Annotated in this window: 20 protein-coding genes and 1 pseudogene; 10 read left to right on the top strand and 11 right to left on the bottom strand. The window is 74.7% G+C overall.

The genetic code is table 11. The annotated features are described in order from the left end of the window. The 4 genes from AC0B61_RS33065 to AC0B61_RS33050 form a co-directional block, all read right to left on the bottom strand. Positions 1-287, bottom strand: a 287-nt coding sequence (locus AC0B61_RS33065; RefSeq protein WP_471745553.1) for a nitrilase-related carbon-nitrogen hydrolase, incomplete at its 3' end; no start/stop codon positions are given. 71 nt (positions 288-358) lie between these two features. Beyond that, positions 359-535 (bottom strand): hypothetical protein, encoded by a 177-nt coding sequence (locus AC0B61_RS33060; protein WP_471745551.1) that lies wholly within the window; start codon positions 533-535, stop codon positions 359-361. A 128-nt stretch (positions 536-663) separates the two neighbouring features. Next, entirely contained in the window at positions 664-1131 is a 468-nt protein-coding gene (locus AC0B61_RS33055) for a (2Fe-2S)-binding protein (RefSeq protein ID WP_471745549.1), read from the bottom strand. A gap of 29 nt (positions 1132-1160) precedes the next feature. Continuing rightward, positions 1161-3536, bottom strand: a complete 2376-nt coding sequence (locus AC0B61_RS33050) for a xanthine dehydrogenase family protein molybdopterin-binding subunit (RefSeq protein WP_471745547.1) — start codon at positions 3534-3536, stop codon at positions 1161-1163. Positions 3537-3987: 451 nt separating this feature from the next. Between AC0B61_RS33050 and AC0B61_RS33045 the strand changes: the two genes are divergently transcribed. Both AC0B61_RS33045 and AC0B61_RS33040 read left to right on the top strand, forming a co-directional pair. Continuing rightward, complete coding sequence (locus AC0B61_RS33045; protein ID WP_471745559.1) at positions 3988-5244, top strand: MFS transporter; 1257 nt, start codon at positions 3988-3990, stop codon at positions 5242-5244. A 157-nt stretch (positions 5245-5401) separates the two neighbouring features. Continuing rightward, positions 5402-6154 (top strand): Mut7-C RNAse domain-containing protein, encoded by a 753-nt coding sequence (locus AC0B61_RS33040; protein ID WP_471745546.1) that lies wholly within the window; start codon positions 5402-5404, stop codon positions 6152-6154. A gap of 59 nt (positions 6155-6213) precedes the next feature. On the opposite strand, the gene AC0B61_RS33035 is transcribed toward AC0B61_RS33040, so the two are convergent. Beyond that, positions 6214-7038: a hypothetical protein gene (locus AC0B61_RS33035; RefSeq protein WP_471745544.1), complete on the bottom strand. Its 825-nt coding sequence runs from the start codon at positions 7036-7038 to the stop codon at positions 6214-6216. A gap of 129 nt (positions 7039-7167) precedes the next feature. Between AC0B61_RS33035 and AC0B61_RS33030 the strand changes: the two genes are divergently transcribed. Next, complete coding sequence (locus AC0B61_RS33030; protein ID WP_471745557.1) at positions 7168-7668, top strand: inorganic diphosphatase; 501 nt, start codon at positions 7168-7170, stop codon at positions 7666-7668. Between the two features lie 114 nt (positions 7669-7782). On the opposite strand, the gene AC0B61_RS33025 is transcribed toward AC0B61_RS33030, so the two are convergent. After that, positions 7783-9042 (bottom strand): pyroglutamyl-peptidase I, encoded by a 1260-nt coding sequence (locus tag AC0B61_RS33025; RefSeq protein ID WP_471745543.1) that lies wholly within the window; start codon positions 9040-9042, stop codon positions 7783-7785. Between the two features lie 69 nt (positions 9043-9111). On the opposite strand from AC0B61_RS33025, the gene AC0B61_RS33020 reads away from it, so the two are divergent. Then, entirely contained in the window at positions 9112-10305 is a 1194-nt protein-coding gene (locus tag AC0B61_RS33020; RefSeq protein ID WP_471745542.1) for a cytochrome P450 family protein, read from the top strand. Between the two features lie 138 nt (positions 10306-10443). Continuing rightward, entirely contained in the window at positions 10444-11505 is a 1062-nt protein-coding gene (locus tag AC0B61_RS33015) for a TerD family protein (protein WP_471745540.1), read from the top strand. A 38-nt stretch (positions 11506-11543) separates the two neighbouring features. On the opposite strand, the gene AC0B61_RS33010 is transcribed toward AC0B61_RS33015, so the two are convergent. Further along, positions 11544-12512 (bottom strand): NAD-dependent epimerase/dehydratase family protein, encoded by a 969-nt coding sequence (locus AC0B61_RS33010; RefSeq protein ID WP_471745538.1) that lies wholly within the window; start codon positions 12510-12512, stop codon positions 11544-11546. Between the two features lie 394 nt (positions 12513-12906). Between AC0B61_RS33010 and AC0B61_RS33005 the strand changes: the two genes are divergently transcribed. Then, positions 12907-15678, top strand: a complete 2772-nt coding sequence (locus AC0B61_RS33005; RefSeq protein ID WP_471745536.1) for an SdrD B-like domain-containing protein — start codon at positions 12907-12909, stop codon at positions 15676-15678. A 219-nt stretch (positions 15679-15897) separates the two neighbouring features. Beyond that, positions 15898-16683: a hypothetical protein gene (locus AC0B61_RS33000; protein WP_471745534.1), complete on the top strand. Its 786-nt coding sequence runs from the start codon at positions 15898-15900 to the stop codon at positions 16681-16683. A gap of 54 nt (positions 16684-16737) precedes the next feature. Here AC0B61_RS33000 and AC0B61_RS32995 read toward each other — a convergent pair. After that, positions 16738-17408 (bottom strand): annotated as a pseudogene (locus AC0B61_RS32995) (MFS transporter); the annotation flags it as partial. Positions 17409-17631: 223 nt separating this feature from the next. On the opposite strand from AC0B61_RS32995, the gene AC0B61_RS32990 reads away from it, so the two are divergent. Further along, complete coding sequence (locus AC0B61_RS32990; RefSeq protein WP_471745532.1) at positions 17632-19146, top strand: MFS transporter; 1515 nt, start codon at positions 17632-17634, stop codon at positions 19144-19146. 75 nt (positions 19147-19221) lie between these two features. Here the strand turns inward: AC0B61_RS32990 and AC0B61_RS32985 are convergent, their stop codons facing one another. Both AC0B61_RS32985 and AC0B61_RS32980 read right to left on the bottom strand, forming a co-directional pair. After that, positions 19222-20061 carry an ABC transporter permease gene (locus AC0B61_RS32985; RefSeq protein ID WP_471745531.1) on the bottom strand — a complete coding sequence of 280 codons (840 nt, stop codon included), beginning with the start codon at positions 20059-20061 and terminating at the stop codon, positions 19222-19224. After that, positions 20058-20990: an ABC transporter ATP-binding protein gene (locus AC0B61_RS32980; protein ID WP_471745529.1), complete on the bottom strand. Its 933-nt coding sequence runs from the start codon at positions 20988-20990 to the stop codon at positions 20058-20060. The genes AC0B61_RS32985 and AC0B61_RS32980 overlap by 4 nt, the downstream gene beginning before the upstream one ends. Before the next feature lie 135 nt (positions 20991-21125). Here AC0B61_RS32980 and AC0B61_RS32975 point away from each other — a divergent pair, with 135 nt between their 5' ends. Next, a complete protein-coding gene (locus tag AC0B61_RS32975; RefSeq protein ID WP_471745527.1) occupies positions 21126-22373 on the top strand; it encodes a sensor histidine kinase in 1248 nt (415 codons plus the stop codon). After that, positions 22370-23071 (top strand): response regulator, encoded by a 702-nt coding sequence (locus AC0B61_RS32970; protein ID WP_471745525.1) that lies wholly within the window; start codon positions 22370-22372, stop codon positions 23069-23071. The genes AC0B61_RS32975 and AC0B61_RS32970 overlap by 4 nt, the downstream gene beginning before the upstream one ends. Before the next feature lie 26 nt (positions 23072-23097). Here the strand turns inward: AC0B61_RS32970 and AC0B61_RS32965 are convergent, their stop codons facing one another. Then, a complete protein-coding gene (locus tag AC0B61_RS32965) occupies positions 23098-23937 on the bottom strand; it encodes an SAM-dependent methyltransferase (RefSeq protein ID WP_471745523.1) in 840 nt (279 codons plus the stop codon). Positions 23938-24001 lie beyond the last annotated feature (64 nt).

Here is a 24001-nt window from a genome sequence, read left to right as displayed (position 1 = left end):
ACCGTGGGGCGGCCCTCCGCCGTGTGCACGGGACCGTTGACGACCGCCGCCGCCGAGACGGCGCGGCACGCCTCCCGTACGGGTTCGAGGCGGGCATCGTCCTCGGTGAGGACGAGGCCGGGGGTGTCCCGGATCAGCGTCGGCTCGTAGCCGGTCACGGCGAGCTCGGCGAAGACGACCAGGCGGGCGCTGTCGGCCCCGGCGGCCCGGATCAACCCGGCGATGGTACGGACGTTGGCGTCGATGTCCCCGGCGACCGGGGCGAACTGGGTGGCTGCGACGATCATGGCCCTCATCATCGCTGCCGACCCGGCCGCGGGAAACCCCGGGGCCCCACAGTACGAGAACCCGCTGGAGATCACGGAAAGTCACTGCCGCGCTCAGCAGCACCGACAACTCGCGACAGTTGAATACGCGAGCCCACCAGTATCAAGACCGGGGAACCGTCGTTCGCGGGCGGGCAGGTGCGGGCGTCGGTCTGGGCGGCCGGGGCCCGGACGGTGAGCAGGCCGAGCGTGCCGAACACGCCGATCACCAGGCCGAGGAGCAGGCTGAGCGCGTGGGTCCAGAGCTGGGGAAGGTCAGCGCGGGTGCTGCCGGGGTGCTGCCGGGGGCGCCGCCGCCCCGCCGCCCCGCCCGTCGACCGGGCGGGGCGGCTTGCCGTCAGCCGGACGACGACTGCCGGGCCGCCGCCTGCTTGATCGCCTCGCGGATGCGCGGGTAGGTACCGCAGCGGCAGACGTTCTGGATCCGGTCGATGTCCGCGTCCGTCGGGTTCGGCGTGTGGCGCAGCAGGGCGACCGCCGCCATGATCTGGCCCGGCTGGCAGAAGCCGCACTGGGCGACGTCGCAGGAGAGCCAGGCCTCCTGGACGGGGTGCAGGACGTCCCCGTCGGCGAGGCCCTCGATGGTGGTGACGGTGTGGCCCGCGCAGTCCTTGACGGACCGGGTGCAGGGCTGGAACTCCAGGCCGTCGAGGTGGCTGGTGCAGGCGCGGCAGACGCCCACCCCGCAGCCGTACTTGGGGCCGGTGACGCCGAGCTTGTCGCGCAGCACCCAGAGCAGCGGCATGTCGTCCGGGGCCTCGACGGTGACGGGCTGCCCGTTGAGGACGAAGGTGTGGGTGGGCATGGGGAGTCGGGATCCTCGGCTCTGGAAGGTCAGAAGGAGATGGGGAAGGAGCGCGGGCTGGTGCCGGTCGCGCGGGCGTAGGCGTTGGCGACGGCGGCGGAGGCGGCCGGGACGCCCAGCTCTCCGGCGCCGCCGGGCGGTCCGCTCGGCGGCATCAGGTGGATCTCGATCACCGGCGGGGTGTGGCGTTGCCGGGCGTAGTGGAAGTCGCCGTAACTGCCTTCCCGGAAGGCGCCGTTGTCGAGGTGGTTGCCGGCCTGGAGGATCACCGAGATGCCGTCGACCAGCGCGCCGGTCAGCTGCGCCTCCAGGCCCCGGGGGTTGATCACCCGGCCGACGTCGGCGGCGACCACGGCCCTGGTGACCCGCGGCGCGGCCGGGTCGGTGGCGTCCAGCTCGACCAGGTAGGCGACGGTGCCGCCGTTCTCGTCGTGGTAGCCGATGCCCTGGGCCCGGCCGGGGGGCATCGGACGCCCCCAGTCGCCCTTCGCGGCGACGGTGTCCAGCACGGCCTGCCCGGCGGCGTTGCGCAACCGGGCGCGGCGGAAGGCGAGTTCGTCCTGGCCCATCCGGCGGGCGAGTTCGTCCATCACGATCTCGTCGGCGACCCGGACGGTGCCCGAGTAGACGGAGCGCCAGCTGCCGGTGTGCAGGTCGAGGGGCAGTTCGGTGAGCAGTTGGACGGGGACGCCGACGTCGTACGGGATCTTCTCGGTGAGCAGGAAGAACAGCTCGGCGGCGGTGAGCCCGGCCAGCGGGAGGTTGCAGCCGGCGGCGGTGAACACATCGCCGAGGCCGTGCCCGAGGTCGGTCCGGACGCCGGCGACGCGGTGCTCCCAGCCGAGCACGTGGTCGAGGCCGTAGGTGGCCCGGATCCGGTGGTGGCTGGCGGGGCGCATCCGGCCGTGGCGCATGTCGTCGTCGCGCGTCCACATGAGCTTGACCGGGCGGCCTGCGGCCTTGGAGACCTGGGCGGCCTCCAGCGCGGCGTCGAAGAACAGCCGGCGGCCGAACGAGCCGCCGCCGCGCACCACGTGGACGGTGACGGCGTTCTGCGGCAGGCCGAGTTCGGTGGCGATGGCCTGCTGGGCGACGATCGGGCTCTGTGCGGCGAACCACAGTTCGGCCCGGTTCGGCCGGACGTCGGCGACGGCGGTGAGCACCTCCATCGGGGCGTGGTTGACGAAGGCGAAGTCGAACTCCGCGTCCAGGTGCTGGGTGAACAGGGGCGCGGGGAGGAACGGCGCGTGCGCGGCGCGCAGCCGGGCCCGGACGTCGTCGGTGGACAGCCCCGCCGCCGGGCCCGGGTTCCAGGCGGTGCGCAGCGCGGCGCGGGCCTTGATCGCCTGGTCGAAGGTCTCGGCGAGGACGGCGACGCCGCTGGGGATCCGCACCACGCCGAGCACCCCGGGCATGGCGCGGGCGGTGGAGGCGTCCAGCGACTTGAGGGTGCCGTTGACGGTCGTGGGGCGGGCGACCACGGTGGGTACGGCGCCGGGGATCCGCAGGTCCCCGGCGTAGGTGGCCCGACCGGTGACGAGGTCGCGGGCGTCGATCCGGCCGGTCGGCCGGCCCACCAGGCGCTGCTGGTCGGCCGCCTTGGGGAGGGCGGGGACGGCGGGTGCGGCGATCGTGGCCGCGGCGGCGGCGAGTTCGCCGTAGCCGAGCCGGCGGCCGTCGGGGGCGAGGACGGCGGTGTCGGCGGTGCGCAGGGTGGCCGCGGGAACGTTCCAGCGCTCGGCCGCGGCGGTCACCAGCCGGGCGCGGGCGGCGGCGGCCGCGCCGCGCACCGGGTCGTACAGCGCGCGGATGGAGTTGGAGCCGCCGGTCAGCTGGTTGCAGAGCAGTTCGGGGCGGCCGTCGGAGAGCGGGACGTCCACGTCGGTGAGCCGGGCGTCGAGTTCCTCGGCGACCAGCATGGCGATCGCGGTGGTGAGGCCCTGGCCGACCTCCAGCCGGGGCAGGTGCAGCACGGCGCGCCCGGCCGGGGTGAGTTCGAGGACCAGCAGGTGGGAGGTCGGCAGCCCGGCGAGGATCATCGCGTCGCCGAGGTCGACGATGTCCGGGATGCCGGGCAGGCCGAGCAGTTGCCGGGGCGCGGAGCCCCGGGTGGCCGCGGCCACCCGGACGAGGGCCTGCGCGGTGGCCGGTCCGGTGCCCGGGGCGGCGGCCTGGCCGGCGGCTTGCGCGGCGGCGGCGGTGGCGGCGGCGTCGAGGCCGAGGCGGGCGGCGACGGTGAGGGTGGGAGCGGCGAGCAGGTAGGTGAGGAACCGTCGGCGGCCGGTGGTGTCCGAGGGGGCGGGGGAGGTGCTGATGGGAGGAGCCCTTCGAGCCGGAGACGGCGACGGATCGGGTGGGCGCGGCGGCCCCGGCCCCGGTGCCGGATCGCGAACGCCGTTGAGCATAAGAGGGCGCTACAGACGGGTCAACACGGTCAAAGTTGGCCCCTGGACTGGGTAGTCGGGCTTTTGCAACGTTCCGCGGGAAGGGATTCGGAGCGGGTACGGACGGGGCTTCGGCCGCGCGGGCCGGGGCCCGGTGGAACGCCCCCAGAGCGCCCGGAGAGCCCAACGAGCCGCTGTCGCACGCGGGTTCACCGCTCGGTCGGCGGTGCGGCGGCGAGCGGAAGTGGCCCAGGGAATTCCTTGATCACTGGACCTGTCAGATGGGCCAGTTTCTGCCTAGGGTGGTGGCGAACCGTCGCCGACGGTTGTGAGCTCCCGGACCGCGCGCCGCCCGTCCGTGCGTCGTTGCTGTCGCCCGTCCGTGGGGCGACGTCCGATGGGAGACCTCAGGGATCGGTGACGGTCCGTCACCCACCGAAGGAGAGACGTGCCGACCGACCGAGCCACCCGGATGGACCGCCTCCTCCCGCCCGTCGGCCCCCAGCGGACCCTGGCCGCAGCCCAGTTGGCGAGCGCCGTGGGCGACGGCGCGTACTACACCTGCTCCGCGCTCTACTTCACCCGCGTCGTCGGCATGTCACCGACCGCGCTCGGCCTCGGCCTCGCCGTCGCCTGGGCGCTCGGCTCCGTCGCCGGAGTCCCGCTCGGCCACCTCGCCGACCGGCGCGGACCGCGCCGCACGGCGGTGGCGCTCGCGCTCGGCGCCGCGGCCGTGGTCGCCGCCTTCCTGGTGATCCGCTCCTACCCGCCGTTCCTGCTCGCCGTCTGCCTCTACGCCACCGCGCAGTCCGGGCTGACCGCCGCCCGCCAGGCGCTGGTCGCCGGACTGGTGCCGGCCGGGGAACGCACCGGCCTGCTCGCCCACCTGCAGTCGACGCTCAACGGTGGCCTGGCGCTCGGCGCCGCCGTCGGCGGCATCGCGCTGAGCGTCGGCACCCGCGCCGCCTACCTGGCCGCCTTCGCCGTCACCACGATCGGCCTGCTGGCCGGCGCGCTGGTCCTCCGTCGGCTGCCCGAAGTCCCGCCCACGGCACAGGAGTCCGGCACCGGACCGCGGCTGGCCGTCCTGCGCGACCGGCGGTACGCCGCCGTCGCCGCCGTCAACGCCGTCCTGCTGCTCCGGATGCCGCTCCTCAGCCTGATCATCCCGCTGTGGATCGCCCAGCGCGCGCCCGGCATCGGCTGGCTCGGCTCCGCGCTGTTCGTGCTCAACACCGTGGCGGTGCTGGCCTTCCAGGTCCGGGCCGCGCGCGACGTCACGGGGCTGGACTCGGCCGCGCGGGCGGTCCGCTCGTCCGGAGTGCTGCTGCTCGGCTCCTGCGTGGTCTTCGGCCTGTCCGCGCTGGACGTACCGGTGTGGGCGGTCGGCGCGCTGCTGGTCGCGGCCTCCGTCCTCCAGGTGGCCGGCGAGATGCGGCAGTCGGCGGGCTCCTGGCAGCTCGGCTTCGACCTCGCGCCGCCGGAGCGGATCGGCCAGTACCAGGGCTTCTTCGGCACCGGCGTCGCCGTCGCCCGCACTCTCGGGCCGCTGCTGCTCACCGCCCTGCTGCTGGACGGGGGCCTCGCGGGCTGGCTGGTCCTCGGCGGGGTGTTCCTGGCGGCGGGGTACGCGATGGGGCCGGTCGCCCGCTGGGCGGCCGAGGACCGCGGGCACCTGGCGGCACCGCCGTCGCCGGTGACGGCGGGCACCGTGCCGCCCGGATCGTGACCGTCGCAGCGGCAGAGGAAGAGGCAGAGGCAGCGGCAGCAGCAGAAGCGCGGCGGGCGGAAGGCGGAGGGCGCGTGCCGGGGACGGGGAAGCCCGGAAAGGGCGGAAGCCCGGAAACCGGTGGCCTCCGGCTACCGCCCGCTGGCATGCTGGCCGCGTGGACCGACCCCAGATCTGGCTCGACTTCGCCCCCGAGCTGCACCTCTTCGTCTCCGCGCCCCGGCGGGCCGGCCGTACCTCGCTGCACACCGACGGCGCCTCCACGCTCGGCCACGTCGTCGAGTCCCTGGGCGTCCCGCTCACCGAGGTCGGCGCCCTGCTGGTGGACGGCCGGGCCGTCCCCGAGGCGCACATCCCGGCCGACGGCGAGTACATCGCCGTCCAGGCCGTGACCAGGCCGCAGCCCTCGGCCGCCCCGCCGCGCTTCCTGCTGGACGTCCACCTCGGCACCCTCACCCGCCGGCTGCGCCTGCTCGGCGTCGACGCCGCGTACGAGAACCCCGACATCGGCGACGCCGCGCTGGCCGCCCGCTCCGCCGCCGAGCAGCGCGTCATGCTCTCGCGCGACCGCGGCCTGCTGCGCCGCCGCGAACTGTGGGCCGGCGCCTACGTGTACAGCCACCGCCCCGCCGAGCAGCTGCGCGACGTGCTCTCCCGCTTCGCGCCGCCGCTCGTCCCCTGGAGCCGCTGCACCACCTGCAACGGCACCCTGCGCCAGGTCACCAAGACCTCGGTGCGCGAACAGCTGCGGGACGGCACCGAGCAGGCCTACGACGCGTTCGCCCAGTGCGCCGACTGCGGCCAGGCCTACTGGCGCGGCGCCCACCACGCCCGGCTGGAGGCGATCGTCACCGAGGCGGTGCGCGAGTTCGGGGAAGGCCAGGGGCGACTCGGGGTCGTCTCCGGGTAGCGCGCTTCCGGGTAGCGCGCCCCGGCGCGCGGCCGCCACGCTGAGCCCGGGCCGGGGTTTCAGGCGTGGTCGGGCGGGTGCAGGCCGAGGGTCCAGGCGTGGGTGGTGTAGGAGCCCATGCGGGTCGGGTGGCGTTCGACCAGGGTGACGTCGAGGCGGTCGGCGGTCCGGCGCAGCGAGCCGGTGAAGCGGTGCTGCCAGTCGGCTGGCAGCGGGTGCAGCGCGGCCAGGACGGTGTCGTCCAGGTCGCGGCCCACGGCGCGCAGCACCCCCGCGTCCAGTACCAGGAGCGTGCCGTCATCCAGCACCAGCGGCTCCGGGGCCTGCGGGTCGGTGAGCAGCGGGCCGCGTTCGATCTGCCCGCCGGGCAGCAGCCGCACCACCCGGCTCTCGGTCGGGCGGCGGCGGTCCGTCTCGACCACCCGCAGGCCGCTGCCGACCACGTAGTGGCCGAAGCTGCGCCAGGAGTCGACCAGGGTGCCGTCCCGGTCGTGCGCCCAGGTGTGGGAGGTCCCGTAGCCCTCCAGGCCGAGGACGAACCGTCCGCCGCCGAGGGTCGCCGCGCGCTCGCCGCGCAGCTCGGCGACCGGGGTGCCGTCGGCGAGGTCCAGCAGCAGCGCCGGGCCGAGGTGGCCCCAGGCGGTGTAGTCGAAGGAGTCGGTGGTGACCAGCACCCGGCCGGCGGAGATGTGCGCCGCGTTCGGCCGCCCCGCGCAGGGCTGACGCCAGCGGACCCGGCCGGTGGCGTCGACGCAGCTGATCTCGCCCTCGCGGCCGTGCACCGCCAGCCCCTCCCGCCTGGCCAGCGGGCCCTCCGGGCGACCCTGCGGCCGTCCGCCGTTCCTGCGATGGTGGTCGATGACCGTGACCCGCCAGCTCCCCATGGCCCGGATGCTAGTGGACTCCGCCGAACGGCGGAGGCGGTTTCGGTGGGTGTCCGAACGGCCGACAATCACTGCGGGAGCCGGGGGCTCTCCCCAGGAGCCGAGGAGGAGGCTGCGGTGGAGTTCGAGGTGGAGTTCGACGTGATGATCGAGGTCCCGCAGGGGTCGCGGAACAAGTACGTGATGGACTTCGCGGCGGGCCGCATCCGGCTCGACCGCACCTTGTTCACGGCCACCCGCTACCCCACCGACTACGGGTACGTGGAGGGCACCCTGAGCGGCGACGGCGAGCCGTTGGACGCCCTGGTGCTGGGTGGCGAACCGGCCGTCCCCGGCTGCGTGCTGACCTGCCGGGCGGTGGGCGTGTGGGTGATGCGCGACGAACGCGGCCCCGACCAGAAGGTCCTGTGCGTGCCGGCCCGCGACCCGCGCTACGCGGCCCTGCGGGACATCGGCGACCTGCCCGAGTTCGACCTGTTGGAGATCACCCACTTCTTCGGGGTCTACAAGGACCTGGAACGCGGCAAGTCCGTCGAGGGCTCGCACTGGGCCGGGCGCGAGGCCGCCTACGTCGAGATCGCCGCCTCGCGCGCCCGGGCCGCGGGGACGCGCTTCGCCGACCCGGCGTGACGAGGTGTGGCGGGGCGCGGCGGAGGCGTGACGAGGTGTGGCGGGGCGTGACCGGGCATGCCGGGGCGCGGTGGGGCGAGAAAGCGGCGCGCCCCGGGGCTCGGGGCGCGGGGCTCAGAGCCGTGCGCTGCTCAGGATGGCGCGGACCTGGCCGGCGATCGCGGCCTCGTTCTGCTCGAACTCCGGTGCGGTGACGCGGTCCTGCTCCGCGGGCAGGCCGGTGAGCACCGGCGTGTGGAGGTGCCCGCCGGGCAGGCCCGGGGCGAGGTCGAGGCGGAGGCGGTTGGAGCGGTAGGCGACCTCGTTGGAGAGGTAGCCGCCTCCTCCTCCGGCGACCGCGCGGGAGCCGGGGGTGGGGCCGTCGGGGCGGACGACCGGCTCGGTGGCGCCTGCGGGGATCTCGGTGACGGGGGTGTTGAGCAGGACGGGGTAGGGCTGCTGGACGGCCGTCATGGCGTCGGTGGGCAGGGTGGTGCGGATGAACTCGGGCCCGGCGGCCAGGCCCGGCGCGTCGACCGGGCGCGTGGTGGTTCCGCCGGAGAGCGCGTCGACGTTGTCGGTGGCCGGGTCGGCGGAGCGGGCGCGGCCGGCCCAGGCCTCCAGGGTGAACTCTCCGGGGTAGCCCTGGCTGATGCTGGTGATCAGGTCGGCGGCCTGCGGGCCGGGCCGCAGGTACGGGCCGAAGGCGCGCTCCACGATCCCCTCGTCGAAGTCGCCGTAGCGGACCGGCAGGACGACGGCCCGCACCTCGGCCGTGCTGCCGTCGGCGAGGGTGATCCGCCGCCCGTTCAGCCGTAGGACGGCCGAGCCGGAGGGGTTGGCGCGGCGCGGTTCGGTGTCCAGGCCGTACGGGTCGAAGCCGCTGACGAAGATCCGGCGGATGCCGGGCGCGGTGCTGAAGCGGCCGTCGAGGCCGCGCGAGGCGTCCTCGAAGCGGGCCCGGAGCCCGGCGTGGTCGGCCTCGAACGCGGGCTGCCAGCGGGCGAGCCGGACGGTCATGGCGAGCCTGGTCCAGTACAGCGGGCGGTCGTCGAGGGCGGGCAGTTCGCCGCTCGGGCGCCGGCCCTGGGCGCGGTCCACGCCGGCCTGCCACAGGGCCCGGCCCCAGGCGTCCACCATCCGTTCGGCCTGGTGGGTGTCGCGGGCGGCGCACAGGGCGGCGGGAAAGCCCCGGAGGAGGTCGCGTAGGCCGGAGCGCTCGGTGAAGGCGGTCGTCCGGGTGTCCTGGAGGCGGGCCTGCTCGGCGTCCACGACGGCCGCGTCGGCGGTGCGGCAGCCGCTTGGGTCGGCCTGGGCGGCTGCCGGAGCCAGCAGTGCGGCGAGCGTTCCGGTGAGGGCGGCGGCCAGGCCGGCGGTCCGGCGAAGAAGTGTCATGTCACCTGACAATAGGTCCGGGTCTGACGCCCCGCCAGAGTGCCGCCGCCACACCCGTAGGCTGGGCGGGTGACAGCGCCAGACCCCACCCTGAAGTCCCTGATCGCCGACCCGTACGCCGGCTACACCCGACTGCGCGCCGACGCGCCCGTCCACCGGGTCGTCGGCCCGGACGGCCTGCCCTTCTGGCTGGTGAGCCGCTACCCGGACGTGCGCCAGGCCCTCGCCGACCCGCGCCTCGCCCTCGACAAGGCGCACGCCGCACCCGGCAACTACCGGGGCTTCGCACTGCCGCCCGCACTGGATGCCAACCTCCTCAACATGGACCCGCCGGACCACACCCGGATCCGCCGCCTCGTCGTCCAGGCCTTCACCCCGCGCCGGATCGCCGCCCTGCGCGCCCCCATCGAGAAGGTCGCCGGGCAACTGCTCGACGCCATGGCCCCCGCCGGCCGCGCCGACCTGCTCGCCGCGTACGCCGCACCGCTGCCCATCACCGTCATCTGCGACCTGCTCGGCGTCCCCGAGGACGACCGGCACGACTTCCGCGCCTGGACCGACAGCCTCATCACCCCCGACCCCCATCGCCCCGACGCCGCCCGAGCCGCCGTCAAGGCGATGCTCGGCTTCTTCACCGGCCTGATCGAACGCAAGCGCACCGAGCCCGGCGACGACCTGCTCTCCGACCTGATCGCCGTCCGCGACGAGCAGGAAGGAGGCGACCGGCTCAGCGAGGACGAGCTGACCTCGCTCGCCTTCCTCATCCTCTTCGCCGGCTACGAGAACACCGTCCACCTCATCGCCAACGCCGTCCTCGCCCTGCTCACCCACCCCGAGCAGCTCGCCGCCCTGCGCGCCGAACCGGAGCTGATCGACGGCGCCGTCGAGGAGTTCGCCCGCTTCGACGGCCCCGCCCCGCTGGCCATCCGCCGCTTCCCGCGCGAGGACGTCACCATCGGCGGCGTCACCGTCCCGGCGGGGGAGACCGTGCTGCTCGCCCTCGGCTCCGCCAACCGCGACCCCGAGCAGTTCACCGACCCCGACCGGCTCGACCTGCGCCGCCGTGAGAACGGCCACCTCGCCCTCGGCCACGGCATCCACTACTGCCTCGGCGCGCCGCTGGCCCGGATGGAGACCGCGATCGCGCTGACCGCCCTGCTGCGCCGCTTCCCCGACCTCGCGCTCGACGTGCCGGTCGAGCGGCTGCGCCACCGGCCCACCCCGCGGGCCCGTGGCCTGCTGGAACTCCCCGTCCGGTACTGATCCGAGGTCTGGTCCGAGGCCGACGCGGACCCGGCGCGATCCTGACGCGGTCCTCACGGCGGGGCCGGGAACCGGCGCGGCCTCTACAGCGTTGTCGTGGTCGGACAGCGGTACTCGTACGGTCGTGGAGGAAGTCCCATGAGTGTGGCCCTGACGAAGGGCGGCAACGTCTCGCTGGGCAGGCAGGCCCCCGGGCTGCAGGTGGTCCGGGTCGGCCTCGGCTGGACGGCCGGGGCCGGGTACGACCTGGACGCCAGCGCGCTGCTGTGCGGGGCGGACGGCAAGGTCGGCTCGGACCAGAACTTCGTCTTCTTCAACAACCTGCGGAGCCCGGACGGTTCGGTCCGCCACCAGGGCGGCTCCGGCGGCGGCGCCGACCGCGAGCAGATCGAGGTCCGGCTCGCGGAGGTCTCCGCCGGCGTGGAGAAGATCGTCTTCGCGGTGGCGATCTACGACGCGGCGCAGCGGCGCCAGAACTTCGGCCAGGTGCGCGGCGCGTACGTCCGGATCACCGACCCGGACGGCGGCGCCGAGGTGGCCCGCTACGACGTCGCGCCCGAGGCCGGCAGCGAGACGGCGATGGTGTTCGGCGAACTGTACCGGCACGGCGCGGACTGGAAGTTCCGGGCGGTCGGCCAGGGGTACGCGTCCGGGCTCGCGGGCATCGCCTCGGACTTCGGCGTGGACGTGCTGCAGCCCGCTCCGGCGGCTCCGCCCGCGCCCGCGCCGGTCAAGCCCGCCACGCCGCCCGCACCGGCCGTCGCGCCCGCCGCAGCTGCCGCCGTCGTGCCCGCAGCCGCGCCCGCCGTTCCGCAGACCCAGCCAGGATCAGGGAGTTCCCCCGTGACGTGTTTCTTCGACCCCTCGCACGGCGCCGGCACGACCGCGGTGCTGTGGTCGCCGCAGTGGGGCGTGCCGCGCCAGATCGAGACCTGCGTCGCCTGCGCCCAGCGGGTGCAGACCACCGTCCCGCCGTTCTACACCCCGCAGCAGGGCTACCCGCAGCCGGTTCCGCAGCAGGGCTACCCGCAGGCGCCCGGCCAGCAGGCCCAGGGCGGCGGCCGCCGCTTCGGCACCGGCGCGCTGATCGGCGCGGGCGCGGCGGGCCTGGTCGGCGGCGCGCTGCTCAACGAGGCGTTCGACGACGACGGGCCCGAGGTGGTCGTCAACAACTACTACGAGGACGACGGCTTCTTCTAAGCCGTCCCCTTCGACGGCCCGAAGGACGGCCGTGCCCCCTACCGCCGGTGCCAGGCGGCGAGGAGGCCGGCCTCCTGCGCGGGCGTCAGGGTGTCCGGCAGCGGCTCGAACGGCGGGATGTCCCGCGCCGTTTCGGCCACCGGGCGGAGGGTGAGCCCGGTGGCGAGGGCGGCCGCCGGGTCGGCGGTGCTGGTGGCCCGGACCAGCGGGTCGGCGGGCCAGAGCGGGAGCGCGCGCTCCGGGACGCCGGCCGCGCGGAGGAAGTCCTCGGCGACCCAGGTGAGGGTGGTGCCCTCCGGCGCGACGGCCGAGGCGACGGCGTCCAGGAGGTCACCGATGGTGTACGGCGGGGGAGTTGCGGCGTGGTAGGCGCCGGAGGCGTGGCGTTCCAGTAGTGCGAGCAGCCAGGCGGCGAGGTCGCGGGCGTCGACGACCTGCAGGGGTGCGTCCGGGCGGCCTGGGGCCAGCGTCTCGCCGCCCCGGGCGAGGCGCCGCACCCAGTAGTCGAAGCGGTGGGTGTAGTCGTGGGGGCCGATCACGTAGGTCGGGCGCACCAGCAGGGTCTGCGGGCCGAAGGCGTGCAGGGCCGCGCACTCGCACTGGACCTTGAGGACGCCGTAGGTCTCGGCGGTGATCGCGTCGGGCTCCGGGCCGTCGGCGGGGCGCAGCGGGGAGTCCTCGGTGTAGCCCGGGGCGGCCGGGGTGTCGTACACGGACAGGGACGAGACCAGGAGGTAGCGGCCGGCGGCGCCCGGGTCCAGCGCGGCGGCCAAGTCCCGGATCTGGCGCGGGTAGTAGGCGCTGACGTCCACGGTGGCGTCCCAGCTGCGGCCGCGCAGCACGGACAGGTCCGCGTCGCGGTCGGCGATGAGGTGGGTGGCCTCGGGGAGCAGGTGGGCGCCGGACCTCCCTCGGTGCAGCAGGGTGACGTCGTGTCCGGCGGCGAGGGCCGCCTCGGCGAAGTGGAAGCCGACGAACCTGGTGCCGCCCATGATCAGTATGCGCATCCGGCCATCGTGCCAGAGCCGGTTCCGGCCGCACCGGAGTGCCGTGCCCGTGACGGGAGGTGAGGGTGGGGTGGCTGGGCCGGGGTGCGGTGTGTGCAGTTCCGGCAGGAAGTGTGTTCGACGGCCGGCCGGCGCATCCTGACGCCCGCGGGCCGGCCCAGCCCATCGGGCGCCTTTCTCCTGGTCAACTGCCTGGTGGCGCAGGGGAGGAGTGAAGGTGTAACGGCCTCGCAACGTCTGATGCGCGGTCATAGTTCCTTGTTATCCTGCGAACTTGTCTGAAGCCGATTTAAGCTTCCGTTAACAATGGCGGCTTTCCGCCAGTCGCGAACTCCCTTACGGGGCCGGGCGGCGGACCAGCCGGACGATGCCCAACTGGACGATGAGAGCAGGGATGACGACGACAAGTGAACGAGCAGCCGGCGCCGCGCGCGGCTCGGCCCGGCGACGACCGGGTGAGCCCGGCGGTCGCAGACTGGGCGGCGCGGTGGCCCTGGCCGTCGCGATCGGTGCCTGCTCGCTGGCGGCGGCCCCGTCGGCGTTTCCACAGACCGGCGACGGGACGGTGACGGTCCGGGTGATCCGGGCCGTCGACACCAGCGGGGTGTGGACACCCGCGCTGGAGCCGGGCATGGCGGGCGTGAAGGTGACGCTCACGGACGACACGGGTGTCGGCATCGAGGGCACCACGGCGGCCGACGGAACGGTGACACTGGCACCGGCGACCAGCAAGGCGACCGGCGGCAGGTACCGGGTCCAGGTGGTGAATCCGAAGCCGGGCGCGCTGTTCCCGGCCTTCGCCTCGCGCCAGGGCCTAGCCGGTGCGCCGAACCAGTTGAGCAGCAACGAGGAGTTCGTCGACCTCTCCGGCGGCAAGAAGGCGGAGTTCACCACGGGCCTGTGGAGCCCCGGTGACTACTGCCAGAAGAACGCGCCGCTGGTGTCGACCTGCCAGCCCGCGCCCAGGGAAGGCGTGACGGCACACACGCTGGTCTCCTTCCCGTACAGCGCCCGGGGTGTGGCCGGCACCGACGCGACCGTGACCGACCTGGCCACGGCCGAACAGACCGGCAACGTCTACGGCGTCGCGTGGAGCAGGACCGACAAGCGGCTCTTCACCGCGGCCTCGGCCAAGCGCACCACGGCGTACGGCCCCGGCGGCGCGGGCGCGATCTACGTGACCGACCCGGCGAAGAAGACGACCACCCTCTTCGCGACCGTCCCGGACGCCGGCACGACGCCGCACGGCCCGGGCAACGACGACGCCTTCCTGCCCGCGGTGGGCAAGGAGAGCCTCGGCGCCGTCAAGGTCACCGACGACGGCCGGGACCTGTTCGTCGTCAACCTCCACGACCGCAAGCTCTACCGCTACGACGCCACCGCGCCGACGGCGGCGGAGCCGAAGGCCGCCTACCCGATCCCCGACCCGGGCTGCCCGGCGGCCGGGGACTGGCGGCCGTACGGCCTCGGGCTGCAGGACGGCGCCGGCTACCTCGGCGGCGTCTGCTCGGGCGAGTCGACCGGCAAGGCCTCGGACCTGCGGGCCGTGGTGCTGCCCTTCGACCCGGCCACCGGCGCGTTCGGGAAGCCCGTGCTGGACCAGCCGCTCGACTACCCGCGCGGCACCACGGTCGGCGGGCCGTGCCCCGGCGCCGCCTGGTTCCCGTGGCAGGACACCTACCCGGCCACCCAGAACGGCCAGGCCTGCACCGGCTACATGGCCAACCCCGAACCGGCGTTGGCCGAGATCGCCTTCGAGACCGACGGTTCGATGCTGATCGCCTTCCGGGACCGCTTCGGCGACCAGTCGGCGGCCGGACCGACGGCCGGCACCACGGCCACCGTCCTGCCCGGCGGCGACCTGAACAAGGCCTGCCTGGTGAACGGCACGTACGTGCTGGACACCGACAACGGCTGCGGGGCCACGACCCGGGGCACCCGGTTCTTCGACAACAACCGCATCGGCCACAACAACGCCCTGAACGCCGGCATGGCGTTCTCCAAGGCCGAGGACTCCATCGCGACCTCGGGCTACGACCCCAACGGCATGGCCTTCGGCTACGGCCCGGGCTTCGAGAAGCGCAACGGCAAGGCCGACGGAGGCCTGCGCCTCAACCCGGTCGGGCAGGTCCCGCCGTTCGGCAAGGGCGCCGCGATGGGCGACCTCGAAGTGCTCTGCGACCAGGCGCCGCTGCAGATCGGCAACCGGGTCTGGTACGACCCCGAGCGCAGCGGCCTCCAACTGCCGGGCCAGCGCCCGGTGCCGGGGGCCACCGTCCACCTGTACGACGAGTCGGGGAAGCTGGTCGGTACGGCGAAGACGACGGCGCGCGGCGAGTACTACTTCGACGACAGCAACGTCGAGGGCGGCCTCAAGCCGAGGACCAAGTACACGATCAAGCTGGACGATCCGGCCGACTACGCCAAGGACGGTCCGCTGTTCCAGTGGGTGCCGACCGCCCATGACGTCGGCGACAACCGCTTCATCGACTCCGACGGTGTCGTCCCGACGGGTGGGAAGTACCCGGAACGGGCACTGACCACCGGCGGGCCCGGCGAGAACGACCACACCTTCGACTTCGGTTTCCGCCAACAGGAGGGTGCGCTGCGGCTGGTCAAACACGACCAGGACGGCAAGCCGCTGGCCGGCGCGAAGTTCCAGCTGTGGCACGAGACCAACGGCACGGACGGGCTGCAGCCGACGGGCGGCAAGCCCGACACCAAGGTCGGTGAACCGTGTACGACCGCGGCCGACGGACTCTGCGGCGGCAGCGGTGTGCCCGGCACGTACTACTGGCAGGAGCTGAGCCCGCCCGACGGCTACTCGGCGCCCGAGGTCACGGTGTTCGGGCCGCTGGTGCTCACCTCCGCCAACCTGGACGCCGGAGTGTCGGTGACGGCCGTCAACCGGCTGATCCCCACCCCGACGCCCACACCCACCCCGACACCGACACCGACCGAGACTCCGGCGCCGCCGGCGCCGCCGACGACGTCGACCCCGGTGCCGGTGCCCCCGGCCCCGCCGGGCCCCGCACCCGGGCACCTGCCCAACACCGGTGCGGGCTCCGGGATGCCGATGGCCATGGCCGGTGCGGCGGCGCTGATCGCCCTCGGTACGGCGCTGGTGGTGCTGGTCCGCAGGCGCCGGGCCGCTCAGCACCGGTAGCAGGACGCCCCACCCGGGGTGACCGGCCCGGCAGACCCCTGCCGGGCCGGATCGGGCGGGTTCGCGGACCGACGGTCCCCGGACCCGCCCGACTGCTGTGACCACAGGGCGACCGCCCGGCGGCGAGCGCCGGCCCCGCCCCCGCCGCACAACCCCCGCCGCACAGCCCCCGCCGCACAGCGACCGGAACCCGACCGACCGACGAGAGAAGGAAGCCGCATGGCCCGCAAGCCGACCACCGACACCCGCAGGCCGCGCTGGAACCTCTGGCTCCGGACCCTGGTCGCGATCGCGGTGTGCGGCACCGCGGCGGGCGGCCTGGTCGTCTACCGCACGACCTCCGAGGCGGCCGCGGAACGGCCGGTGACCACGGACGAGGCGTCCCGGCTGGCCCTGTCGCGGCTGAACCTGTACCAGGCCGCCCCGGTGGGGGTGACGCTGACAGCCGCCGAGGGCGGCGGCGTCACCGTCCGGGTCGACGGCGTCGTGGACTACCGCAGCCACCGGGGCGTGGGCCGCTACCGGACCACCGGGGCGAGCGGGCCGCTGGACCACGGCTTGATCGTCTGGGACACCGGCGGCCTCGGGCTGGCCCCCGAGCCGGCCGGCGTCGACGGCCCGGCGTGGCAGCAGGCCGAGCACGTGCCGCGCGCCGGCTGGTCGCCGCGCTCGTACACCGCGGACCCGCTGGACGCCGGGCTCAGCCTGCTGGTCCAACTCGGCGCCGACCGCCCCGACAACCCGCTGCTGCTGGCCCAGTCCGGCGCGCGCTGGCTGGGCCGGGACCGGATCGACGGCCGGAGCTACGACCGGTTCGCGGGCCCGCGCGCCCAGGGCGCCGCCCCCGACGGGGGCCGGTCGCCGCTGACGTACTGGGTCGACGGCGACGGCGCGCTGCGGCGGGTGACGATGCGGATGCCGGGCCTGGGCACCCCGACGACGGCGGAGTTCGCCGGGCACGACGACACGGCGAAGCTCCCCGAAGCCCCCTGGACAGCCGGCTGACCGCCGGCCGGCCGGAAGGGGCGGCGGCTACGGGCGGGCGTCGACCTTCTCCCGGAAGGTCAGCGCGCCGAGCATCGCGAAGCCGACGATGAAGCTGAGCACCGAGCAGACCGTGAACACCGGGTTGCCGAACAGCCGCATCGGCAGCATCGGTTGGACCGCCCGGACCTCCGCCCAGCAGAACAGCCCGAGCGCCACCGCGCCGCCGACGAACAGACCGATGATCACCCCGGAGCCCCAGGCGTACTGGTTGCCGCCCCAACTGGTCGCCAGGATCAGCGCGCCGGCGCCGGCCGAGACCAGCACGATGCCCAGGTAGTCGACCACCGGCCGGGTCGCCGAGCGCACCGACGGGATCGTCCGGGCGGCCGCGGCCACCACCACGACCGCGATCGGCTCATGTTGGTGGCCAGGCCGCACAGGAACGAGCCGGCGACGAAGACGATCGCCGAGACCTGGAACAGCAGCTTGCGCCCGTACAGGTCGCCGAACTTGCCGGTCAGCACGGTCGCCACCGTCTCGGCCAGCAGATAGGCCGTCACCACCCAGGGCATGTGCGCGGCTCCGCCGAGGTCCGCGACGATGGTGGGCAGCGCGGTGCCGACGATGGTCTGGTCGAGGGCGGCCAGCAGGATGCCGAGCACGATCCTGGCGAAGACGACGTTCCGCTGCCGGACGTCCAGCACCGGCGGGGCGGACGGCGGGGTCCCGGTGGCGACGGTCATGCCGTCAGCCTCCGGGGTGCGGCCGCCGACCGCGATCCGGTTCCGCCGTCCGGGTGAACGCGGGCGTGGCCGGCCCGGGTGGCGGCCCGGGGTGGGCCGGGCGACGATGGGCCGGGCCGGGCCGGCCCATCGTCGCCCGGCCGCACCAGGCCGCTCCGGACCTGGCCGTCCCGGGCCACACCGTCCCGGACCACGCCGCCCCGGACCACGGGAAGAGGCTCCCATGACCGTCCAGCCCCCGCGCGGCACCGCGCACCCGGACCCGCCCGGCTCCTCCGCCCTCGGCGGGCAGGCCGCGGCGCGGCGCTGGCGGGCGCTCGCGGTCTGCCTGGTCGCCGGATTCATGACCCTCCTGGACGTCAGCATCGTCAACGTCGCCCTGCCGACCGTCCGGGCCGGACTGCACATGTCGGAGAGCGGCCTGCAGTGGGTGCTCAGCGGCTACGCGCTGGCCTTCGGCCTGGTGCTCGTCCCGGCCGGGCGGCTCGGCGACGCCCGCAGCCGGCGGGCCGTCTTCCTCGCCGGGCTCGCCCTGTTCACCGCGGCCAGCGCACTGGCCGGCGCCGCGCAGAACCAGGAGTGGCTGGTGCTGGCCCGGCTGTTCCAGGGCGCGGCGGGCGGCGTGCTCGTCCCGCAGGTGTCCGGGTTCATCCAGACCCTCTTCCGGGGCGCCGAACGCGGCCGGGCCTTCGGCGCGCTCGGCGCGACCATCGGGCTGTCCACCGCCGTCGGCCCGCTCCTCGGCGGGCTGCTGATCCACCTGTTCGGCCCGCAGGACGGCTGGCGCTGGGTGTTCCTGGTCAACCTGCCGATCGGCGTCGCCGCCCTGCCGATCGCCTACCGGCTGCTCCCGCCGCCCCCGCCCGCCGCCGACCGGGCCGGGCACCGCGACTTCGACCCGGTCGGCGTGCTGCTGCTCGGCGCCGGCACGGTCTCGCTCCTGCTGCCGTTCGTCCAGGAGCAGCAGTGGCACAGCCCGGCCCGCTGGCTGCTGCTGCCGCTGGCCGCGCTGCTGCTCGCGGCCTTCGTCGCCTGGGAGGTGCACTACGGGCGGCGGCGGGAGCCGCTGGTCAGCATGGCGCTGTTCGCGGTACGCCCGTACGCCGCCGGGGTGCTGCTGTCACTGGCGTACTTCGCCGGGTTCACCGCGATCTTCTTCATCTTCACGCTGTACCTGCAGGCGGGCCTGCACTACTCGGCGCTGACGGCGGGCCTGGCGATCACCCCCTTCGCGGTCGGCTCGGGCGTGGCCGCGGCGGTGGGCGGGCGGCTGGTGAGCCGGCTCGGCCGGCGGCTGGTGGTCGCCGGGCTGCTGCTGGTGCTGGCCGGCCTGCTGGCCTCGGCGCTCGCGGTGCAGCTGTGGTCGGGGCCGCGGGTGGGCTGGACGACGGTGCTGCCGCTGCTGGTCGCCGGGGTGGGCAGCGGGCTGGTGATCGCCCCGAACCAGACGCTGACCCTGCAGCAGGTCCCGGTGGCCCGGGCGGGCAGCGCGGGCGGGGTGCTGCAGACCGCCCAGCGGGTCGGCTCGGCGGTGGGCATCGCGGTCGTCGGCTCGGTCTTCTTCGCCCACGCCGGCGGCCGTCACCCGGACTGGGCGCTGGCCTTCCAGCTGGGCGTGACGGTCGCCGCGGGCCTGGTGCTGGCGGCGCTCCTGGTGGCGGTGGCGGACACCGCCATGGGACGGTCGGCCGAGCGGCGCGACGCGGCGGGGCGCGGGTCGTCACGGCCGGGGGCGTGACGAGCGGGACGTGGCGTTCCCCCGTTCCCCGCGTTCCCCACTTGCCCTGCGCGCTCCGCGTCCCCGGAATCCCGGTCAGTGGTCCCGGCGGTGGGCCACGGTCGCCGCGACCGCCACCGAGGCGACCGCCCACACGGCGTAGGTGATCCACGCGCCCGCGACGGTGGCCGGGTACTCGGTGGGGCGCAGGCCCGCCAGCGTGCTCCGGGCCAGGCGCTGCCAGGCGGGCAGCGGCAGGGCGTGCAGCAGGTCGGCCGACCAGCGGTAGCGCTCGGTGACGATCGACGGGACGAAGAACAGCACCGCGACGGTGCCCACCACGGCCCCGGCGCTGTGCCGCAGCAGCGTGCCGAGCGCGAGCCCGGCCAGCGCGCAGACCGGGGCGAACAGCACGGCCGCCGCGATGTACCGGAAGGCCATCCGGTCGGTGACGGACTGTCCGATGCCGACCTCGGAGAGGATCGCCTGGCTGCCGCCGAAGGAGACGCCGACGGTGAGCACCCCGAAGCCGAGCATCACGGCCGTCAGGACGCACGCCTTGGCCAGCAGCACCGCCCGGCGGTCGGGCACCGCCGCGAGCGTCGTGCGGATCAGTCCGGTCGCGTACTCACCCGCGATGACGATCGCCCCGATCCCGCCCCCGACGAGCATCAGGATGTCGGCGGAGGCGGTGTTGAAGGCGTCGCTCAGCGCCAGCTGCGCCATGATCACCGGATCGCCGTCGCCCGGGGTGTAGTGGTCGTGGGTGTACTGGGCGGACTTGAGGTTGGCCGCGATGATGGCCAGGGCGCTGAGGCCGAGCACCCACGGGATCGAGCGCAGCGACCAGAACTTGATCCACTCGGCGGCGAGCAGGTCGCCGAAGCGGGTGCGGGGCTCGGTCCGGCGGGCGGGGGTGAGGGTCACGGTGCTCATCGGGTCTCTCCGGCGAGGTGGGCGAGGTATTCGACGCTGTCGGCGGTCAGTTCCATGAACGCCTCCTCGAGGGAGGCGCCGCGGGCGGTCAGGGCGTGCAGCAACAGGCGGTGTTCCAGGGCGAGTTCGCCGATCAGGCTGGCATCGAGGCCGGTGACCGTGAGGGCCCCGTCCGGACCGGGCCGGATGGTGGCGCCCGCGCCCGTCAGCACGGCCGCCAGCCGGTCGGGTTCGGCGGCCCGGACGGTGACGGCGGCCCGGCCGGCGCGGGCGGCGAACTCGGTCAGGCTCTCGTCGGCGATCAGCCGGCCGCGTCCGATCACCACCAGCCGGTCGGCGGTGTGCTCCATCTCGGCCATCATGTGGCTGGAGACGAAGACCGTCCGGCCCTCGGCGGCGAGGCGGCGGAACAGCCCGCGCACCCACAGCACGCCCTCCGGGTCGAGGCCGTTCAGCGGCTCGTCGAAGAGCAGCACCGGCGGGTCGCCGAGCAGCGCGCCCGCGATGCCCAGGCGCTGCTTCATGCCCAGCGAGTAGCCGCCGATGCGCCGCCTGGCGACCTCGGCGAGCCCGACCTCCGCCAGCACCTCGTCCACCCGCCCCAGCGGGATGCGGTTGCTGCGGGCCAGTGCCCGCAGGTGGGCCCGGCCGGTACGTCCGCCGTGGACGTCGCCCGCGTCGAGCAGTGCGCCGACGTGGTGCAGGCCGCGCGGGCGGCCCCGGAAGGGGCGGCCGTCGACGGTGGCGGTGCCGGCGGTGGGGTCGTTGAGGCCCAGGATCATCCGCAGGGTGGTGGACTTGCCGGCGCCGTTGGGGCCGAGGAAGCCGGTGACGGTGCCCGGCAGGACGGTGAAGGTGAGACGGTCGACGGCGGTCCTGGTGGCATTTCCGCGGCCGTAGCGCTTCGTCAGCTCGTTGACTTCGATCATGGGCTCCACAGTGCCGGGTGGGCCGGGATGGCCGCATCGGACCAGCGTCGACACCGTGGGGCGGTGCGCGTCACCCCCGGCCGTACAACCAGGGGTGGATGACGGTGCTTCGGCCGGTCGGTACGATCTTGAACCATGCCCACGACCCCGTCCCCGCCGCTGTTCCGGCGCGTCCCGCCCGAGATCTGGGTCGGGCTCACGTGGTGCGTGGCCGCCGCCTACCCCGCCGTCCGGCTCGGCGGCGGCGCCGCACAGCACCACGGCGCCGCCGCGCACGGCGGATGGCCGTTCACCCTGGCCGACTCGGCGGTGGCCTTCGCGGGCGCCGCGCTGGTGCGCCGGCTGCCGGTGTGCTCCGTCGCCCTGCTGCTGATCGCCACCTGGACGGAGACCGACGGCTGGGCCGGCGGCGCCCAGGTGCCGCCCGGCGCGCTGCTCGCCGTGGACACCGCGCTCTGCCTGATCACCGCCACCCGGCCGCGCCGCACCTCACGGGCGGCGTTCGGCCTGGTCATGGGCTTCCTGGTGCTGCACATCGGCCTGGTGCACGGCAACACCGTCGGCATCTTCACCGGCACCCACATCGGCTCGGCCGACGGCGCCGCGCTGCTCGCGCTGGTCGCCTGGCTGATCGGCCGCTCGGTGCGGCAGAACCGGGAGCACGCCGAGGCGTTGAGCACCCGGGCCGCCGCCGAGGCGGTCACCGCCGAACGGCTGCGGATCGCCCGGGAGATGCACGACACCGTCGCGCACAGTCTCGGCATCGTTGCCCTGCAGGCCGGCGCCGCCCGCCGGGTCATCGACAGCCGGCCCGAGCGGGCCAAGGCGGCGCTGGGCGAGATCGAAGCCGCCGGTCGGGACACCCTGGCCGGGCTGCGCCGGATGCTGGTCGTGCTGCGCCAGGCCGACGGCGAGCCCTCGGCGACCATCCCGCAGGGCCTGGCCGACCTCGACCGGCTGGTCGAGGCGACCACGGCGGCGGGCGTGCGGGTGGAGGTCCGGCGGCACGGCGAACAGGGGCCGCTGCCGCCGGAGGTGGACCTCGCGGCGTTCCGGATCGTCCAGGAGTCGGTCACCAACGTCGTCCGGCACGCGGACGTCCGCACCTGCGTCGTCCGCGTGGACCGCGGTACGGCGGGGGAGTTGTCGGTCGAGGTCATCGACGGGGGCCGGGGCCACGGCACCGCTCCGGGCAGCGGTTTCGGGCTGGCCGGGCTGCGGGAGCGGGTCGCCCTGCTGCACGGGGAGTTCGCCGCCGGGCCGCGCCCCGACGGCGGGTTCCGGGTCGCGGCCAAGCTGCCGGTGCCGGTTGCGGTGCCGGTTGCGGCCGCCGCCGTGGCTGCGGTTGCGGCGGTAGCTACGGTCGGGGAGGCGGGCGCATGATCAGGGTGGTACTGGCAGACGACCAGCCACTCGTGCGGGCCGCGCTGGAGATGGTCATCGCGGAGACAGCCGACGTCGAGGTGGTCGGCGAGGCGGGCACCGGGACCGAGGCCGTCCGACTGGCCGCCGAACTGCGCCCGGACGTCGTGGTGATGGACATCCGGATGCCCGGCATGGACGGCATCGAGGCCACCCGGCTGGTGACCGCCGCCGACGGTCCGGCCAAGGTGGTCGTGCTCACCACCTTCGACGAGGACGAGCACGTCTACGCGGCGCTGCACGCCGGGGCGTCCGGCTTCCTGGTCAAGGACATGGCGCTGGACGACATCCTCGCCGCGGTGCGGGTGGTCGCCGCCGGGGACGCCCTGATCGCGCCGAGCGTCACCCGGCGGCTGATCGGCGCCTTCGCCGGCGCCCGGCCGCCAGGGCGGGAGCGGGCGCCGGGGCCCGGTGCGGCCGCCGGCGCCGGACGGGAGGACACCGTCCGCCGACTGGACGCGATCACCGAACGCGAACGGGAGATCCTCACCCTGGTCGGCCGGGGCCTGTCCAACACCGAGATCGCCGCCGAGCTGGTGCTCAGCATCGCCACCGTCAAGACCTACATGACCCGGCTGCTGGCGAAGCTCGACGCCCGGGACCGGGTGCAACTGGTCATCCTGGCCTACGAGGCGGGCCTGGTCGCCGTCTCCGGCTGACCGGGCCCCCGCCCCGCTCGGGCCGCTCAGCGCTTGACGGCGACGCCCGCGTACATCGCGATGTCCCGGTCGCGGACGGGCGCGGCATCGGAGTCCGGGTGCCAGTGGTGGACCAGGGTGACGCCCGGGTCGAGCAGCTCGTAACCGTCGAAGAAGGCCTCGGTCTCGGCCTTGTCGCGGATCTGCAGCGGGATGCCGCGCGCGTTGTACTCGCGGCCGACGCCGCCCACGCCCACCGGGTCGGTGTCGCCGGTGAAGACCGTCATGACGAGGAAGCTGCCGGGCGCCAGGGCGTCCATGAAGCGGCGCACGATGCCCTGCGGGTCGTCCTCGTCCAGCACGAAGTGGACGATCGCGATGAGCGACAGCGCCACCGGCTGCGAGAGGTCGAGCACTTCGCGCAGCCGGGGGTTGCCGATGATCGACTCCGGGTCGCGGAAGTCGGCGTCCACGTAACAGGTGCGCCCCTCGGGCGTGCTGGACATCAGCGCCCGCGCGTGGGTCAGCACGATCGGGTCGTTGTCCACGTAGGCGACCCTGGTCTCGGGGGCGATCGCCTGGGCGATCTCGTGCACGTTCGGCGAGGTGGGGATGCCGGTGCCGACGTCCAGGAACTGCCGCACGCCGTGCTTCTCGGCGAGGTGGCGCACCGAGCGCTGCATGAAGTCGCGGGTGGTGCGCATCGAGATCGGTAGCGACGGCCAGGCCTGTACGGAGGCGTGCGCCGCGACCCGGTCCGCCTCGAAGTTGGTCTTGCCGCCGATGAGGTAGTCGTAGACCCGGGCGGAGTGCGGGACGTCCATCCGCAGGTCCACCGACGGGTAATTCTCCTGCGGACCGCGCTCCGCCCGAACCTCGTTCGCCATGTTCGCCCTTCCGTTGGGCATCCGTCACCGGCCGCCGGGGTGGCGGTCCCTGGTGCGCATGGTA

This window comes from Kitasatospora sp. NPDC023385 (genome assembly GCF_055664045.1).
Note: the sequence above shows the minus strand (reverse complement) of the source record. Positions and strands in the feature narration are given on the sequence as shown.